Source organism: Enterobacter sp. 03-F-07-AD-ECC, from assembly GCF_047530935.1.
In the GTDB taxonomy this organism is placed as follows: Bacteria; Pseudomonadota; Gammaproteobacteria; order Enterobacterales; family Enterobacteriaceae; genus Enterobacter; species Enterobacter cloacae.
This window is the reverse complement of record NZ_JBLKBZ010000005.1, coordinates 223013-238537: the sequence shown is the minus strand read 5'-3', so window position 1 is coordinate 238537 and position 15525 is coordinate 223013. Positions and strand designations below refer to the sequence as shown.

The following is a 15525-nucleotide window of genomic DNA, read 5'->3' as shown; positions in this document are numbered from 1 at the left end:
CACCCTGTTCCAGACGTTGCATCGCGCTCTTTAATACACCGCCTGGATAGCATTTCGCCTGGCCCCGCACAGTTTGCGGCGAACGCTATCCACCACTGGACGCATGCCTGAGGTTCTTCTCGTGCCTGATATGAAGCTTTTTGCTGGTAACGCCACCCCGGAACTAGCACAACGTATTGCCAACCGCCTGTACACTTCCCTCGGCGACGCCGCTGTAGGTCGCTTTAGCGACGGCGAAGTCAGCGTACAAATTAACGAAAATGTACGCGGTGGTGATATTTTCATCATCCAGTCCACCTGTGCTCCAACGAATGACAACCTGATGGAATTGGTTGTTATGGTCGATGCCCTGCGTCGCGCTTCTGCAGGCCGTATCACTGCTGTAATCCCTTACTTTGGCTATGCCCGCCAGGACCGTCGCGTCCGTTCCGCGCGCGTGCCAATCACCGCTAAAGTTGTCGCGGACTTCCTGTCCAGCGTTGGCGTTGACCGCGTACTGACCGTTGACCTGCACGCAGAGCAGATTCAGGGCTTCTTCGACGTCCCGGTTGATAACGTATTCGGCAGCCCAATCCTGCTGGAAGATATGCTGCAGCTGAATCTGGACAACCCGATTGTGGTTTCTCCGGACATCGGCGGCGTGGTACGTGCCCGTGCTATCGCTAAGCTGCTGAACGATACCGACATGGCAATCATCGACAAACGCCGTCCGCGCGCTAACGTTTCTCAGGTGATGCACATCATCGGTGACGTTGCTGGCCGTGACTGCGTGCTGGTTGACGACATGATCGATACCGGCGGTACGCTGTGTAAAGCCGCTGAAGCGCTGAAAGAGCGTGGTGCCAAGCGCGTGTTCGCGTACGCGACTCACCCGATCTTCTCCGGTAACGCGGTAAACAACCTCCGTAACTCCGTCATTGACGAAGTTGTGGTATGCGATACCATCCCACTGAGTGACGAGATCAAGGCACTGCCAAACGTGCGTACCCTGACCCTGTCCGGGATGCTGGCCGAAGCGATTCGTCGTATCAGCAACGAAGAATCCATCTCTGCAATGTTCGAACACTAATCGAACACTGGCGAAAAACCCGCTTCGGCGGGTTTTTTTATTTTCTATATTTATTAATGCTCTAAATAATTCGGGTTGCAGGAAGGCGGCAAGTGAATGAATCCCAGGAGCTTACTTAAGTAAGTGACTGGGATGAATGAGCGCAGCCAACGCATCTGCAGCGCGAAGTATGACGAGCAATGATTAATGCCTCCTTCACCTGCCATTCATATGACAGATGATGCGCATACGGATGATAGATAATTGTGAAAAACATCACTTCCTCACATGTTCTGCCCTTTCGCGCCCTCATCGACGCATGCTGGAAAGAGAAATACACTTCGTCACGCTTTATCCGTGACCTGATTGCCGGGATCACCGTTGGTATTATCGCCATTCCGCTCGCCATGGCGCTGGCGATTGGCAGCGGCGTGGCTCCACAGTATGGCCTGTATACCTCGGCCGTCGCCGGGATCGTGATTGCCCTCACGGGCGGTTCGCGTTTCAGTGTGTCCGGCCCTACCGCTGCTTTTGTGGTGATCCTCTATCCGGTATCACAGCAGTTTGGCCTGGCAGGCCTGCTGGTTGCCACGCTCATGTCTGGCCTCTTTTTGATTCTCTTTGGCCTGGCCCGCTTTGGCCGGCTGATTGAATATATTCCCCTTTCCGTAACGCTGGGATTCACCTCCGGGATCGGCATCACCATCGGAACGATGCAAATTAAAGATTTCCTGGGGCTGCAGATGCCTCACGTTCCTGAGCACTATCTGCAGAAAGTGGGAGCACTGTTTATGGCACTGCCCACAGCCAACATGGGCGATGCCGCCATCGGGATCGTTACGCTGGGTACGCTCATCGTCTGGCCGCGCTTAGGCATTCGTCTGCCTGGCCACCTGCCCGCGTTGCTGCTGGGCTGTGCGGTTATGGCCATCGTCAACATGTTTGGTGGTCATGTCGCCACCATCGGCTCGCAGTTCCACTATGTTCTGGCGGACGGTTCTCAGGGCAGCGGTATTCCTCAACTGTTACCACAGATGGTTCTTCCCTGGGACATGCCCGGCTCCAGCTTTACCTTAAGCTGGGATTCGCTGCGCGCACTGCTGCCCGCCGCCTTTTCAATGGCGATGCTGGGGGCGATTGAATCTCTGCTCTGCGCCGTGGTGCTTGATGGCATGACCGGTACCAAGCACAAAGCCAACAGCGAGCTGGTCGGCCAGGGCTTAGGTAACCTCATCGCTCCGTTCTTCGGCGGTATTACAGCCACCGCAGCTATCGCCCGTTCTGCGGCCAACGTGCGCGCGGGTGCAACCTCACCGGTTTCGGCGGTTATCCACTCCCTGCTGGTGATCCTCGCGTTGCTGATCCTCGCGCCGCTGCTCTCCTGGCTGCCGCTCTCTGCCATGGCCGCCCTGCTGCTGATGGTGGCCTGGAACATGAGCGAAGCGCATAAGGTGGTGAACCTGCTGCGTCGCGCACCGAAAGACGACATCATCGTCATGCTGATCTGTATGTCGCTGACCGTGCTCTTCGATATGGTGATCGCCATCAGCGTCGGCATCGTGCTGGCTTCCCTGCTGTTTATGCGCCGGATCGCGCAGATGACGCGCCTTTCCCCGGTAAACGTGGAGGTGCCTGATGATGTGCTGGTGCTGCGGGTAATCGGTCCGTTGTTCTTCGCTGCGGCGGAAGGCCTGTTCAGCGATCTGGAATCCCGCATTGCGGGCAAACGGATTGTGGTGCTGAAATGGGATGCCGTACCGGTGCTGGACGCCGGTGGGCTGGACGCCTTCCAGCGCTTTGTAAAACGTCTGCCGGAAGGCTGTGAGCTGCGGGTGAGTAATCTGGAATTTCAGCCGCTGCGCACTATGGCGCGCGCTGGCGTGCAGCCGATCCCTGGCCGCCTTGCCTTCTATCCCAACCGCGACGCCGCGTTAGCGGATCTGTGATTCATCTGATGCGGAGAAACGTCTCTGCATCATTATCCCTATCGCCTGCTGGAGCCATTCAAGCACAGCAGGCGTCATCCACGTCCCTTTCATCAGATGCGGCTCCTGCTGCATAGCAGCGCGAAACTTTTGCTGCGTCTCAGGGTTTGTTCCTGCGTATGACTGGAACAACGCCAGCCAGGTTTCAGCCAGCTTTTGCGCCTCGTCAGAGGCGGGGTCGAGATTTTCCCGCTGCGCCTGGTGCAGCTTCGCCACCAGCGGCGGCCACTCCATCATGCGGTCAAAGTAGTGTTTCCGGGTAAAAGCCATCTCATCGGCAGAGAGATACTTTTCCCAGATGGCCAGCTTCGATTCGGCAAACGCCCGCGTGATGTAGTCGGTCATCTCTGCGGTGATGCCCGTTTGCTCACGCATTTGAGGTTCGACGCTGTGCATCTCGTTCAGCCGGGTGAGAAACTCCGGCTTGCCGGCAGTGTCCTGCTCCAGGCGCTCCATCCAGCGCGTCGCAAGATCCATCGCCCGCGGGTCAGAAACGGGTATGTGCTGTTCCAGCAGCGTGTTGGCCTCGGTAACCAGCCCTGACCAGACAGCCGCCAGCGCATCTTTCTGCACCGCAAACGGCAGTTGCTGTAACTCTTCTTTGCTAAACCAGCGATCGTACATATTCATTAACTCCAGAGTCTGTAGCCAGGATTCCAGATCGGGCGTTTCATCGCCGGTAAGCCCGGTGCGCAAGTCCACCAGCCTGTCACGCAGCGTGTTAATGCTGCGCAGCTGTTTATCCAGCAAACTGATTTGCGCATCGAGGAGTTCCGTTAACGAAAGCGACTCCTGCTCCAGAAAATCCCTGATTTCAGCAAGCTCCAGCCCCGCTTTTGCCAGTGCCTGAATCATATGCAAGCGCTGTACATCCGCCAGATTATAAAGCCGGTAACCTGCCGCGCTTCTGGCAGAAGGCAGCAATAACCCTGTTTGCTCATAGTGATGCAATGTGCGCACGGTGATCCCAGCGCGTTTTGCCAGTTCACCCACCTGAATCAACATAACTGCTCCTTTTATTTTGCCAGTGATGCCACTCTGGTGCCTTACGTTACGTGAGGGTCAACCCCTCAGGCAAAAAAAAACGACTCCATCTGGAGTCGTTTCAGTGTTCTTTATTCTATGCGCACTAGCTGTGCTTATGCTGGTCACGGCGGCAGCGTTTGTCGTAATGGCGCACCCACCAGTATTTATCACACACTTCCTCATGACCGCTCACACGCGCCCCGGCGAGCCACAGTACCGCCCCCAGGAAGATGCTCAATACCGCACCATGCGCGAAGTATTGTGGGAGATCAAGCTGCGGCAATTGGTTTAAAATTGAATAACCCACACCGGCTACCATCACGAACAGCCCCAACCCCATCAGCACGTTACCGAGTAACGAAGCGTTTTTGCGTTTCATATGTCACCTCCGGAACTTTGGGTTGTAGGGAATAAGTCCCTATTCCTTGTGTGTAAAGTATAGACAACGCCCCTTTTATGAGTTGCGTCAATGATCACAATTACAGATTACTCCCAAACAAAAATTTACAAATAACGCATTGAACAGCTTGAAATTCTAATTGTTCAAATAAGTAATTATTCGTATTTCGCTGTTAAGGTCGCAGAATTTTGTCAAGCGGCGCGCCAGACAGTAAACTACGCGCCAGATCTGGAACCCATTAGGAATTGAATCGTGACGATTAAACTGATTGTCGGCCTCGCCAACCCAGGCGCAGAGTACGCTGCAACCCGCCACAATGCCGGGGCCTGGTACGTTGATCTGCTGGCCGAACGGTTACGTGCTCCCCTGCGTGAAGAACCAAAATTCTACGGGTATACCTCACGTATCAATCTCGCCGGTGCGGATGTGCGCCTGCTGGTGCCTACCACCTTTATGAACCTGAGCGGCAAGGCCGTGGCGGCAATGGCAACGTTTTATCGCATCAATCCGGATGAGATTCTGGTTGCTCACGATGAGCTGGACCTGCCGCCAGGCGTGGCAAAGTTTAAACTGGGCGGCGGCCATGGCGGACACAACGGTCTGAAAGATATCATCAGTAAGCTGGGTAATAACCCGAATTTTCACCGTTTGCGCGTAGGAATCGGCCATCCGGGCGATAAAAACAAAGTTGTTGGTTTCGTGCTGGGTAAGCCCCCGGTTTCTGAGCAGAAACTGATTGACGAGGCGGTAGACGAAGCGGCGCGCTGCACTGAAATCTGGCTCAAAGATGGGTTAACCAAAGCGACAAACCGCTTACATGCTTTCAAAGCGCAATAATCCGCCTGATACGGCATTTTTACCGCGCGGTAGGCGGGTTACGTGTATAATAGGCGTAGTTATTTACTTTTCATCAGTCGGTTATCGTTAACGGATTGATTATCAAGATATTAAGGTGATTTAGAAATGGGATTCAAATGCGGTATCGTCGGTCTGCCAAACGTGGGCAAATCCACCCTGTTTAACGCGCTTACCAAAGCGGGTATCGAAGCGGCGAACTTCCCGTTCTGTACCATCGAACCTAACACCGGCGTTGTGCCAATGCCCGACCCACGTCTGGACCAGCTCGCGGAAATCGTGAAGCCGCAGCGCATTCTGCCAACCACCATGGAGTTCGTGGACATCGCGGGCCTGGTGAAAGGTGCATCCAAAGGTGAAGGTCTGGGTAACCAGTTCCTGACCAACATCCGTGAAACCGAAGCGATCGGTCACGTGGTGCGTTGCTTCGAGAACGACAACATTATCCACGTAGCGGGCAAAGTAAACCCGGCGGAAGATATTGATGTAATCAATACCGAGCTGGCGCTGTCGGATCTGGATACCTGCGAACGTGCGATCCACCGTATCTCCAAGAAAGCCAAAGGTGGCGATAAAGACGCCAAAGCCGAATTAGCGGTACTGGAAAAATGTCTGCCACAGCTGGAAAACGCAGGTATGCTGCGCTCTCTTGACCTGAGCAAAGACGAGAAAGAGCTTATCCGCTACCTTAGCTTCCTGACGCTGAAGCCAACCATGTACATTGCCAACGTGAACGAAGACGGTTTTGAAAATAACCCGTACCTCGATCAGGTTCGTGCTATCGCCGAGAAAGAAGGTTCTGTCGTTGTTCCGGTTTGTGCCGCTGTAGAAGCCGATATCGCCGAGCTGGATGACGAAGAGCGTGACGAGTTCATGGCCGAGCTGGGTCTGGAAGAGCCAGGTCTGAACCGCGTTATCCGTGCAGGTTATGCCCTGCTCAACCTGCAGACCTACTTCACCGCTGGGGTGAAAGAAGTGCGTGCGTGGACTATCCCTGTTGGCGCAACGGCTCCACAGGCTGCGGGCAAGATCCACACCGATTTCGAGAAAGGCTTTATCCGTGCGCAGACTATCGCGTTTGAAGACTTCATCACCTACAAGGGTGAGCAAGGCGCGAAAGAAGCTGGCAAGATGCGTGCTGAAGGGAAAGACTACATCGTTAAAGATGGCGATGTGATGAACTTCCTGTTTAACGTCTGAGTCGGTATGAATGAAAAAAATCCACGCTTTGGCGTGGATTTTTTTATTATTAGAAGTAATCGGCGGAATTATCTTTATATTATGGCTTTAGCGCCTAAATACACGGCACGGGAGAATAACCGTACTATGTTGTATTTATAAAAAAGTATCCTCGGGTGCCCTATCGAACAATTCACCTGCCATTTGGAAAATTCTATCGTGCTGGACCAGCTTGTTTTTCCACTCCAGCGGAATACCGGAATAACCATACAACGCACCTGCTATTTGTCCCGCCGTCGCCGCAACGCTGTCAGCGTCATCGGCAAGATTGGCAGCCAGCAGAATCGCATCCCGGAAATTATCAGAATTCCATACGGACCACATCGCGGCCTCAAGCGTATCGATTACATAACCACTTGAACGAATCTGATCGCGTTTTTTTTGCTTATACTCACCTGCGTTGATAATCATTACACGTGGTTGAAGCGGCATAACGTGCGGAGAAAAAACAAAATTTTTGTTGCTACCGTTAATCATATGCACAAGTAAATAACTTAAATACTGTGTGCTATTTATTGCTTCCGCGGCACCGTGTGTTGCGATACTTTGTTTTTTAGCTTCATAAAACGCTTTGCTTAATGATTTTCTAAAAAAAATAGAGACAGGTGCTTGTCTGATAATGGAAGCATTACCTGCAGTTTCTGGCGCAGTATTACCGCTCCACCCAGGACCAACAGTTAAATATTGCTCTAAAGCAAATCGAGTTGTATTACCTATATCAAAACAGATGCCATTAGAACTGTTATAACCATGCTGATACCATTCCAGAAGCTTATTCCTGAAGCATATAGTATCAGCATCACCTTTCTCAAGTAGAGTTTCCGCAAGACATAATGCCATGGATGTATCATCCGTCCATTCGCCTGCGCGGAGTCGAAATGGCCCACCACCTATCATATCCTTAACGTGTGCTCTGTCACGTGGTAGAAATTCAAGTGTGGTACCTACAGCATCTCCAACCGCAAGACCAATAAGCGCACCGACAGCACGATCCCGTGATTCCGCTAGTGAGAGACTACATGATGGTGTTACATCCCATTGTTTTTGAGCATCACTATTTGAGGATGATTCTAGGGGTTTATCATCATATGTATACTGCATCCTCCGCTGTACTGAAGCACTGCTAACGGGTAAGTATTGTCGATATTTATCCACATACTTTAATAACGTATTTAAATCAGAGTGCAGATCGATCATTATAATTCCTTATACGTGAGCTCGGTTTTACCACCAGAATCAACGCGCTCAATAACTTCAAATTTGGTGCCAGGTTTAAAAAGTACTTCCGTTTCAGTTCCTTTATATTCGGAGAGAAAATCAATAGGCTTGCCCGTTTTACCATTAATCTTGATTGTGGTATCGCCGGAAAAAGGAACTTTCTGATCGGTACTCATAAATGCGGGATCAGAAACAACACGACCAACCTGGTTTTCCATTAGTACGTTTTCAGGTAACGTTGCCCCTCGGTATGTTATCCCCTCATAGGAAGGAAGCTTATCAAGAGCGTTGGTGGCATGATCCGCAAAAGCCTGAATTTCTGGTGTCAGTTCAGTCTGGCCTCTTAGCGCATTGTTAACCATCGGATAACCTTCATTCGTAGTATAACCGTAAAGAGCCCCTACTTCATCATCGGTTAGCAGGGAGGAGAGTCGTTTATCCCCTTGTTCAGCAAGTTGTCTTCCCCTTGTTACCCAAGTATTTGCAAGGTCTTTACCTACAGCCTCGGATAAACTCATTTTCGGTTTATTTAAAACTGTAGCGCCTAATGGATTTGCTTCAACAGGTTTAACTGCCGGTATTTTACCAGCACGCCACGCATCAAACCGTGCCCCGCCCTTCATGCCAGCCCCGCCGCCGATAACGGAGCCGATTAGCATCCCCCATTTCTGACCGTCGCTACCTTCGCCAAAAAGCATCCCACCCGCGTAACTACCAATAGTTCCACCGCCCATTGCACCGAGAGTGCTCAGAAGTGCGATTGCCGGACTGGCCAGCACCGCCACCGCTCCGGCACCAACGGCGAGCATCGTCCAGTTTACCCATTCAGGAATTTCAGGACTTATTTCATCGGTCTGGACCTTGCCTCCACCAATGATAACATTACGCGAACCCTGGCTAATCTCAGCGCTGCATGTCAGCTTATCGCCAGTGCGAGAAGCAGGAAAGTTGTTGATGTAAACCTTTATCGAACCTTCGGCAACCCGTTGCAGGCTGCCGCTGTGTTCGTCACACTCTCCGGCCGATAGATGAGCGCGGATAGCCTTTCGGCTGTTGATAAAAACATTGGGCGAACCTTCTTTCAACGTACCCGTAGTGTGACGCGGTGCCCATGACATACTTCCCAGGACCTCACCCAAACCACCGGCAGCACACGCCCCTGCGGCGACAGCAGAAACGGCTACCAGAGCGGTCCCACCGGTAACAACAACGGCAGCTGCTCCCAGAATTGCCCCACCTACAAGCCCAGCGATCATCCATCCTTTTGAGGCTGTATGAGCAATCTCGTCATCTACACGTGCGGCCAGACATTCGGACATGACTATTCGGCTCTCTGCGCCATCAGATACTTGCGGATCTGATCTGTTGAGTTGAGGTCGTCAGAACCTGAGACCTGGCGGCAAACAGAAAGCTGTGAAACTAAGTGGTGGGATTTTTCTGCAGAAAGGGTCCACAGCGCGTAACGAAGAGGCTGACTGCCCGGGACAGGCGCAATACTTAAAGGTGCCCCCTGCTTATCAAAAAGTAAATAGTGTCCCTCTTTCGCCCGCTGAAGCGAAAGATGCCCGTAAAGCTCCTGAATGTTTTTAAACACGCTGAGTATCTTACTCTCGCTATCGAGTGCAAAAAATGGCCCCTCTGTGTTGGCCTCAAGCATGTCTCTGGTTTCGGTCGGGGCTGGCTTATGGAACTTGATACTGCGGATAATTGCTTGATATTGATTGTGATAATAATCGCTAAACTCACCAGGACAGGTACCGATGTAACACACCATTTTTCGCCCAGCGGGATGCTCGTCCATTAAAATAATGGTCTGCTTCTGAAAAACGGTCGTACCATCATTTTTAAAATGATAAAAAAGCTCTGCAGCCGCGTGATTATCAACATTGGTCATATGCGAAGACGTCAGGTTAAAATCTGGTACGGTAATTTCTAACTCACGCACCAGACGAGTTGCCACATCATGCACACTCTCATCTTTTTTTACACTGGCACGAGAAACAACAAAGGTAAACTCACTGGCACCATTTTCGCTCAGGGTAAATAAATTCATGGTTCTGTCTTTATATACATCTGGTAACGCCAGGGTAGCTTCCTGGAGAATATATTCAGCCATTTGAGTTACTCTTATTTGTTGGCATTAATAACAAAAAAACCATCCACTTCCTGCTGGATTGCTGTCTGGTGAGATGCCCCTGGCGCATCGATGGCATTGCTGCCATCAGCAGGGTTAAGATGCAATTCTCCGGAAAGCGTGTTTATTTGCGCACTCTGTTTAGCGGTAAAGTTAAAATTATTGCCAATGATATTCACGCTCCCGTCTTTTGATAATTCGATAGCGCTTTCACCACACTCCAGCCTCAACGTATTGCCCGCTGAAATAATAAAGTTATTAACAACTTTATCGCTGCGGCTGTTGCCCGTCAGGCAGACCACATCCCCTTTAACCCCTGCCTTCTGATTTTTTGCCACCCGTAAGGTTTCATCCTCTCCCACATATTGAGTTCGATTTTTTTCCGTGGCATGCGATTCATCATTTTTGACGTTGATATCGAGATTGCGCTCGGCCTGGAGCCACACCTGTTCCGCACCCGCCTTGTCCTCAAACCGCAGGGCGTTGGCGTTATCCACGGAACCATCTTTCGTGCGGCTCATAAAGCCCATCTGCGTCGCCGCCGCCGGCAGCGCCCACGGTGGCATGCTGGCATCGTTGTACACGCGCCCGGTGATAATCGGACGGTCCGGATCACCGTTGATAAAGTCCACCACCACCTCATCGCCCACGCGCGGGATCTGCACCCCGCCGTAACCCTGGCCCGCCCAGGCGCTCGACACACGCACCCAGCAGGAGCTGGTGTCGTCCCCTTTTGCCAGACGGTCCCAGTGGAATTTCACCTTCACGCGGCCATATTTGTCCGTCCAGATGCTCTCTCCCTGGGGCCCGACAACCTTCGCCGTCTGCGGGCCGTAGGTACGCGGCCACGCCGTGGACTGCGCCGGACGGAACGACACCGACGCCGGGATAACCGTGAAATCGGTGCGGTGGATGGTCTCCCCTTCGCCGCTGGCATAGCGGTTCTCTTCCAGATGATACCCGGCCGCCGTCACCAGATAGTCACCGTTATCGCTGAAGAACGGTGCGTTGGTCAGGGTGAAGGTGTGGCCCGGCGCAATTCCCGCTGCCGTGGCCGTGGCCTGAATCTGCTGATGCTCCACCTGCCAGCGCTCCTGGCGAATGCGGGCGTAGAACTCCGCATGCCCGGTCTCCACAAAGCGCCCCGGCCAGTCGTACACGTCAATGCTGCCCGGTTTCGGCGAGGCCGGGTTCTGCTGCGCCTGGAACAGCCACGCGTTCGGCTTGCGGAAGTCGTAGTCGTCGAGGCTGTAAATGCCCGGCGTGACGCTGTCCTCCAGCGCCCACTGGCTGATGCCCTCTTCGTCCGTGCTGCCGCCGGACGGCGTCTGGTGATAGGGGATGACCTCGTAGCCGCTGAATGGCTGATGCTGCGTCGCGGCATCGGTGAGCACCAGGGTATGTTTGTCGGCCTCGTGGCTGAAGTAATACGCTATTCCCTCCAGCTCCATCAGGCGGCTGATGAAGTCCAGGCTCGACTCCTGATACTGGACACAATAGTCCCACACCCGGTAGCTGCCGGTGAGCTTATCTTCCACGTTGACCTGATGCTCGCCCAGCAGGGTTTTCACAATCTGCGGCACCGTCTGGCCCTGGAAGATACGCAGGTTACGGTCGCGCTTCATCGGCCACAGGTCCGGCTCCACCGTCAGCTGATACACCGCATAGCGCGTGCCCGTCAGCTCAACGGCGCTCACCGCCACGCGCGTGACTTTACCGTTGATGTAGCGCGGGGTAAGCAGGTTCTGGGTCGGGATGGTCACCGTGACCGGCTGGCCCAGCAGTTTGCTGCGGTCGATACGCGCATCCGTGCCGAGCAGGGTCAGCGTCAGGGCGAACGACTCGGACATCGCCTCGCGGCCGGAGAGTTTCCAGAAAAGCAGCCCCTCGACGGGGAGCTGAACGGTAATTCGGTTGAGCATAATCTGTATTCCGTAATGTTTTATGCTAAATAAATGTATTAACAAAGACGAGATTTCTGACAAGACGTTTGGTGATATGCACAAGTCACCGAGTGCTTGATTTTGATCGTAAGTTGTTCTGCTGTTGACGCTACGCTAGCGGCATTTTGATCAATAAACCACGGTAAAAACTATTTTGTTACGGCCCATTTATCTATACCCAATCTTTTCATTACAAATATGAGCGAGCCGATTTTTACTATTTCCGACAAAATGAACAGCGTGATATTAAGAGATATAACACTCATTCCGAGACCGACAATAATCATCGGGAACAAGGTCACCGAACAACTCATGGTGAGCAGGCGTAGCACTTCCTGCGCCAGAGCAAACCGGACGGCATATCGGTGAGTTGTGAAAAAAAACCAGGCAGAAAAGAGTAATGAAACCGGCCACAGAAGGTATACCAGGTAAAAAAGACCCGTCAATAAACCGTTTACCCCTCCTGCTATCAGCATGAAGATGATAACACCAAAATTCCCACCGGTAGAATCCCACCATGACTGAAGCAAGTGGTATGGGCCGACAAAATAAAACACAATGCCGATGACATCCATAATGCCCCAGAAATAGAGTATTTTATTTTTTGCGTTTATGTTCACTCAATCCCTCTTTTGACCGGCTCGGGTGGCCACTTACCACCATGTCGGATAAGTGATTCTTTAATAGCGATAAGGTTTTTATACTCGTCACTGTCTTTTTTCGCTCTTTCAAGAAAACGCTGCAACTGATTTCCTAAGGCCCACCCGTTATCAGCACGAATGTCAGGATCAGCCCCACGCTCAAGTAAAAGGAAAACATGATCGTAGGAATGAAAATCGAAAGCATTTATCAGCAGAGTCTCACCCAGGGAATCCGTTATGTCGATATTGCTGCCCCGGTCAAGCATTGCTTTTAGTGTCTCGGTGTTTTTCGCTTCCAGAGTTTGAAAAATAATTGGTTTATTAAAAACGTAATCTTTAGCATTTGGAGATAATCCCCCATCCAGCATCGCCTTTATCCAGTCTCCACTGTCGGCCATAAGTACAAACTCTGCCGGGCTACTTTTTCCATTGGGTCTTGGCTGAAGCGGGTCGGCACCGGCCTTTATCAGTTCGGTCACGATATGTAAGCGCGGTTGCGTTTTCTTATCATAAAGTGTATTCGTCAACGCCCAAAAAAGTAGCGTCATATCATGTTGACCGGGTTTATTGAGATCGGTTTTCGGAAGAAATTTTTTGACTTCATCCATATTGCCGCTTTCAATCGCCCGCGCCAGAATAAGCTGCTGGCCGCTAAAGTAATCTTCGGGATTCAAATCCGAATTTTGTCTACATCCCTGTATCAGAAAAATGAAAACCACTATGAGGCTAGCAATTAACCGTATTTTCACGTCAATTCCATATAATATATTGAACGTATATCCTACTGCTTATCATTGTTTTACTGGCGCAGGTGGCCATTTACCGCCATGTTGAATAAGGAGTTCTTTTATTTCGTTAAGTTTTTTATACTCATCACTACCTTCTTTAGCTCTTTCAAGATAGCGTTGGAGTTGGTTACCCATCGTCCAGCCATTTTTGGCTCTAATTTCTGTATCAGCACCCCGTTTCAGCAGTAGCATTACGTGATCATAAGCATGATAGTTTAAGGCTTCAAACAATAATGTACTGTTTAGTGAATCAGTGATATTAATGTTTGCCCCTCGATCCAGCAGAGCCTCAAGCGTGTCCGTATTTTTTGCTTTGATGGTTTCAAAAATTATAGGCTCATGAAACGTTTTATCTTTAGCGTCAGGCGATAATCCCCCGTCGAGTAAAGCATTGATCCAATCTGCACTGTCCGCATTCAATACAAACTCAGCGGGACTGCTTTTACCCTGCGGCCTCGGTTGCAGGGGATCAGCACCAGATTTAACCAATAAAGTGACGATTTTTAATCGAGAAGGAGTTTTATTGTCATTGATACTGTTACCAAGCGCCCAAAACAGAAGCGTCATGTCTTGCTTACCTGGTTTGTTAAGATCAGTTTGCGGCGCAAGTTTTTCAACACCGTCAATATCGCCACGCTGAATATCTTCAGCCAGAACCAGTTGCTGACCGCTGAAATAATCTTGTGGATTTAGATCCATATCTTGTTTACACCCCTGAATCAGCAATGAAAATAGAATCACGAAAAAGGATACAAAAAGCTTATTCACAAACGACTCCTGATTATCGAAATATCTTCGTCTTTTTGCTGTTCTATACAATTAATGGCTTGTCCAATCCCGTGCCTGTCGAGTGCTCCACCAACCCCACCAGGCAGATCATGAGGAATACCTGCGGCATCAGGTGCCAGTGCTGACAACTCTTCTTTAGCGATTAAGGACGGGACATGTCCTCTCACCATTTTGAAGTCTTCAACAAGATCGACTTCCTGAATTTTAGTCAGCAGCTCTCCTTTGACGCGGTAGGCCTGTATGTTTTCAGCGCTTCCCAACAAACGTCCGCCATATTTTTCTACTGTCCCGCTATTTAACCCTGACGCATTAAATGTCCAGGCCGCTTTTCCACTCGCTATAGACGTTGCCGAGGCCAAGCCGCCCCCTAAAGAATGCCCAGCAATATCAATCGGCTGGGAAGACATTGCTATTTTTTCACCCAGTTGCACTGCACTGCGGTAATAAGGTGCTTCAAACCCTATTCCTTGCTTAAAGTTATTCGCCCAGTCGGCACCATTTTTTATTGAGGCGAACCCATTTTTATTTCGCAGCGAGTCCAGATGCTCTGAAAGCGATGGCAACCCCGGTTCCCTCGATCCTCTAAAAACCAACGTCGAATTCATGTCTTTACCGAATACACCCGGATCAGGCTGATATACGCGTGACAGAAAATCAGGTGAGTCAGCTCTATCGAAAAGATCTTTGCTTTTAAGGCCAAACTTTTGCAAAGCACCCGCATCATTACTGATATCCTTCCACCCCTCCGGTACTCCCGGCGTGGCCTCAAGCGGGTTCACGGTCTTATACACATTCTCTGCCAGCTTCGCTTTCTCAACCGCGATATTATTCGCCGCCAGCCGCTTAGCCGCGATTTGCGCATCCGGATAGAGGCTATTACTCCCCTTCGCAATCAGATCCTTACGCGCCTGCCAGCGTTCAGCTTTGGTCATATTCTCCAGCTGTGCCGCATAGGTTTTACCGTCTTTGCCCGGCGTCGGCTCGTCCGGCATCTGTGCCGCTTTGGATTTGACTACCTGTTTCGGCAGCACCGTTGGCGCAGGGCGGGAGCCATAGGTTCGCACCATGGTTTCGTAGCGGTCGACAATTGTACTCACCGGGTACCAGCCCAGACCGTCCAACGAGGCAGCCTGCAGTCGGCCATCAGCATTGATATAAAATATCTCCGTCACTGACGACCAGTTACGATAGCTCTCGTCGATCGCCACCACTCTGCCCATGTCGAGATCCTGCACAATCAGCTTACGGGTATCGCGCCCGGACTGGTAAGGATTCGCGCCTGTGATGGAGTGCAGCAAGTCGTAACGTGTAAACAGCGAGCGCAGCGAATTGTCGGGCACCGACATAATCCACTGCCCGGCAACGGACGGGCGGATAATTTTCGCAAAAAGCGCGGGCGAGACGTTCTCGCTGAAAAGATAGACAAATTTTATGTTGTACATTCGCTCCGTCCTGTTAC

At 51.3% G+C, this 15525-nt stretch carries 14 protein-coding genes; 4 read left to right on the top strand and 10 right to left on the bottom strand.

Translation table 11 applies throughout. The features are described from left to right. Positions 1–121: 121 nt before the first annotated feature. Together prs and dauA are read left to right on the top strand one after the other, a co-directional pair. Positions 122–1069, top strand: a complete 948-nt coding sequence (prs, locus tag ACMWKA_RS10505) for a ribose-phosphate diphosphokinase (RefSeq protein ID WP_003856663.1) — start codon at positions 122–124, stop codon at positions 1067–1069. A 245-nt stretch (positions 1070–1314) separates the two neighbouring features. Next, the gene (dauA, locus tag ACMWKA_RS10500; protein ID WP_040022152.1) at positions 1315–2994 is read left to right on the top strand and encodes a C4-dicarboxylic acid transporter DauA; all 1680 of its coding nucleotides are present in this window, start codon (positions 1315–1317) and stop codon (positions 2992–2994) included. On the opposite strand, the gene ACMWKA_RS10495 is transcribed toward dauA, so the two are convergent. Beyond that, on the bottom strand, positions 2980–4038 hold the full coding sequence (locus tag ACMWKA_RS10495) for a MerR family transcriptional regulator (RefSeq protein WP_058661902.1): 1059 nt from the start codon (positions 4036–4038) through the stop codon (positions 2980–2982). The genes dauA and ACMWKA_RS10495 overlap by 15 nt on opposite strands. Positions 4039–4162: 124 nt before the next feature. Further along, positions 4163–4438: a stress-induced protein YchH gene (gene ychH / locus ACMWKA_RS10490; protein ID WP_013096227.1), complete on the bottom strand. Its 276-nt coding sequence runs from the start codon at positions 4436–4438 to the stop codon at positions 4163–4165. Positions 4439–4711: 273 nt separating this feature from the next. Here ychH and pth point away from each other — a divergent pair, with 273 nt between their 5' ends. Together pth and ychF are read left to right on the top strand one after the other, a co-directional pair. Continuing rightward, complete coding sequence (gene pth, locus ACMWKA_RS10485) at positions 4712–5296, top strand: aminoacyl-tRNA hydrolase (protein ID WP_013096226.1); 585 nt, start codon at positions 4712–4714, stop codon at positions 5294–5296. A 126-nt stretch (positions 5297–5422) separates the two neighbouring features. Beyond that, on the top strand, positions 5423–6514 hold the full coding sequence (ychF, locus tag ACMWKA_RS10480) for a redox-regulated ATPase YchF (protein WP_013096225.1): 1092 nt from the start codon (positions 5423–5425) through the stop codon (positions 6512–6514). Positions 6515–6649: 135 nt separating this feature from the next. Here ychF and tri1 read toward each other — a convergent pair whose 3' ends face one another. The 8 genes from tri1 to ACMWKA_RS10440 all read right to left on the bottom strand — a co-directional run bounded on the left by tri1 (position 6650) and on the right by ACMWKA_RS10440 (position 15508). Beyond that, positions 6650–7750 (bottom strand): ADP-ribosylarginine hydrolase Tri1, encoded by a 1101-nt coding sequence (gene tri1 / locus ACMWKA_RS10475; protein WP_058661901.1) that lies wholly within the window; start codon positions 7748–7750, stop codon positions 6650–6652. Then, entirely contained in the window at positions 7750–9090 is a 1341-nt protein-coding gene (locus ACMWKA_RS10470; RefSeq protein WP_058680138.1) for a PAAR domain-containing protein, read from the bottom strand. The genes tri1 and ACMWKA_RS10470 overlap by 1 nt, the downstream gene beginning before the upstream one ends. A gap of 2 nt (positions 9091–9092) precedes the next feature. After that, positions 9093–9887 carry a DcrB-related protein gene (locus ACMWKA_RS10465; protein WP_058661899.1) on the bottom strand — a complete coding sequence of 265 codons (795 nt, stop codon included), beginning with the start codon at positions 9885–9887 and terminating at the stop codon, positions 9093–9095. A gap of 11 nt (positions 9888–9898) precedes the next feature. Beyond that, positions 9899–11827, bottom strand: coding sequence for a type VI secretion system Vgr family protein (locus ACMWKA_RS10460; RefSeq protein ID WP_058661898.1), 1929 nt, complete (start codon positions 11825–11827; stop codon positions 9899–9901). Between the two features lie 170 nt (positions 11828–11997). Next, the gene (locus tag ACMWKA_RS10455; RefSeq protein WP_058661897.1) at positions 11998–12468 is read right to left on the bottom strand and encodes a hypothetical protein; all 471 of its coding nucleotides are present in this window, start codon (positions 12466–12468) and stop codon (positions 11998–12000) included. Further along, a complete protein-coding gene (locus tag ACMWKA_RS10450) occupies positions 12465–13238 on the bottom strand; it encodes an ankyrin repeat domain-containing protein (RefSeq protein ID WP_050860167.1) in 774 nt (257 codons plus the stop codon). The genes ACMWKA_RS10455 and ACMWKA_RS10450 overlap by 4 nt, the downstream gene beginning before the upstream one ends. Positions 13239–13280: 42 nt before the next feature. Beyond that, positions 13281–14045: an ankyrin repeat domain-containing protein gene (locus ACMWKA_RS10445; protein WP_048972776.1), complete on the bottom strand. Its 765-nt coding sequence runs from the start codon at positions 14043–14045 to the stop codon at positions 13281–13283. Then, on the bottom strand, positions 14042–15508 hold the full coding sequence (locus ACMWKA_RS10440; RefSeq protein WP_058650777.1) for a hypothetical protein: 1467 nt from the start codon (positions 15506–15508) through the stop codon (positions 14042–14044). Before ACMWKA_RS10440 ends, ACMWKA_RS10445 begins: the two co-directional genes overlap by 4 nt. Positions 15509–15525: the final 17 nt, after the last annotated feature.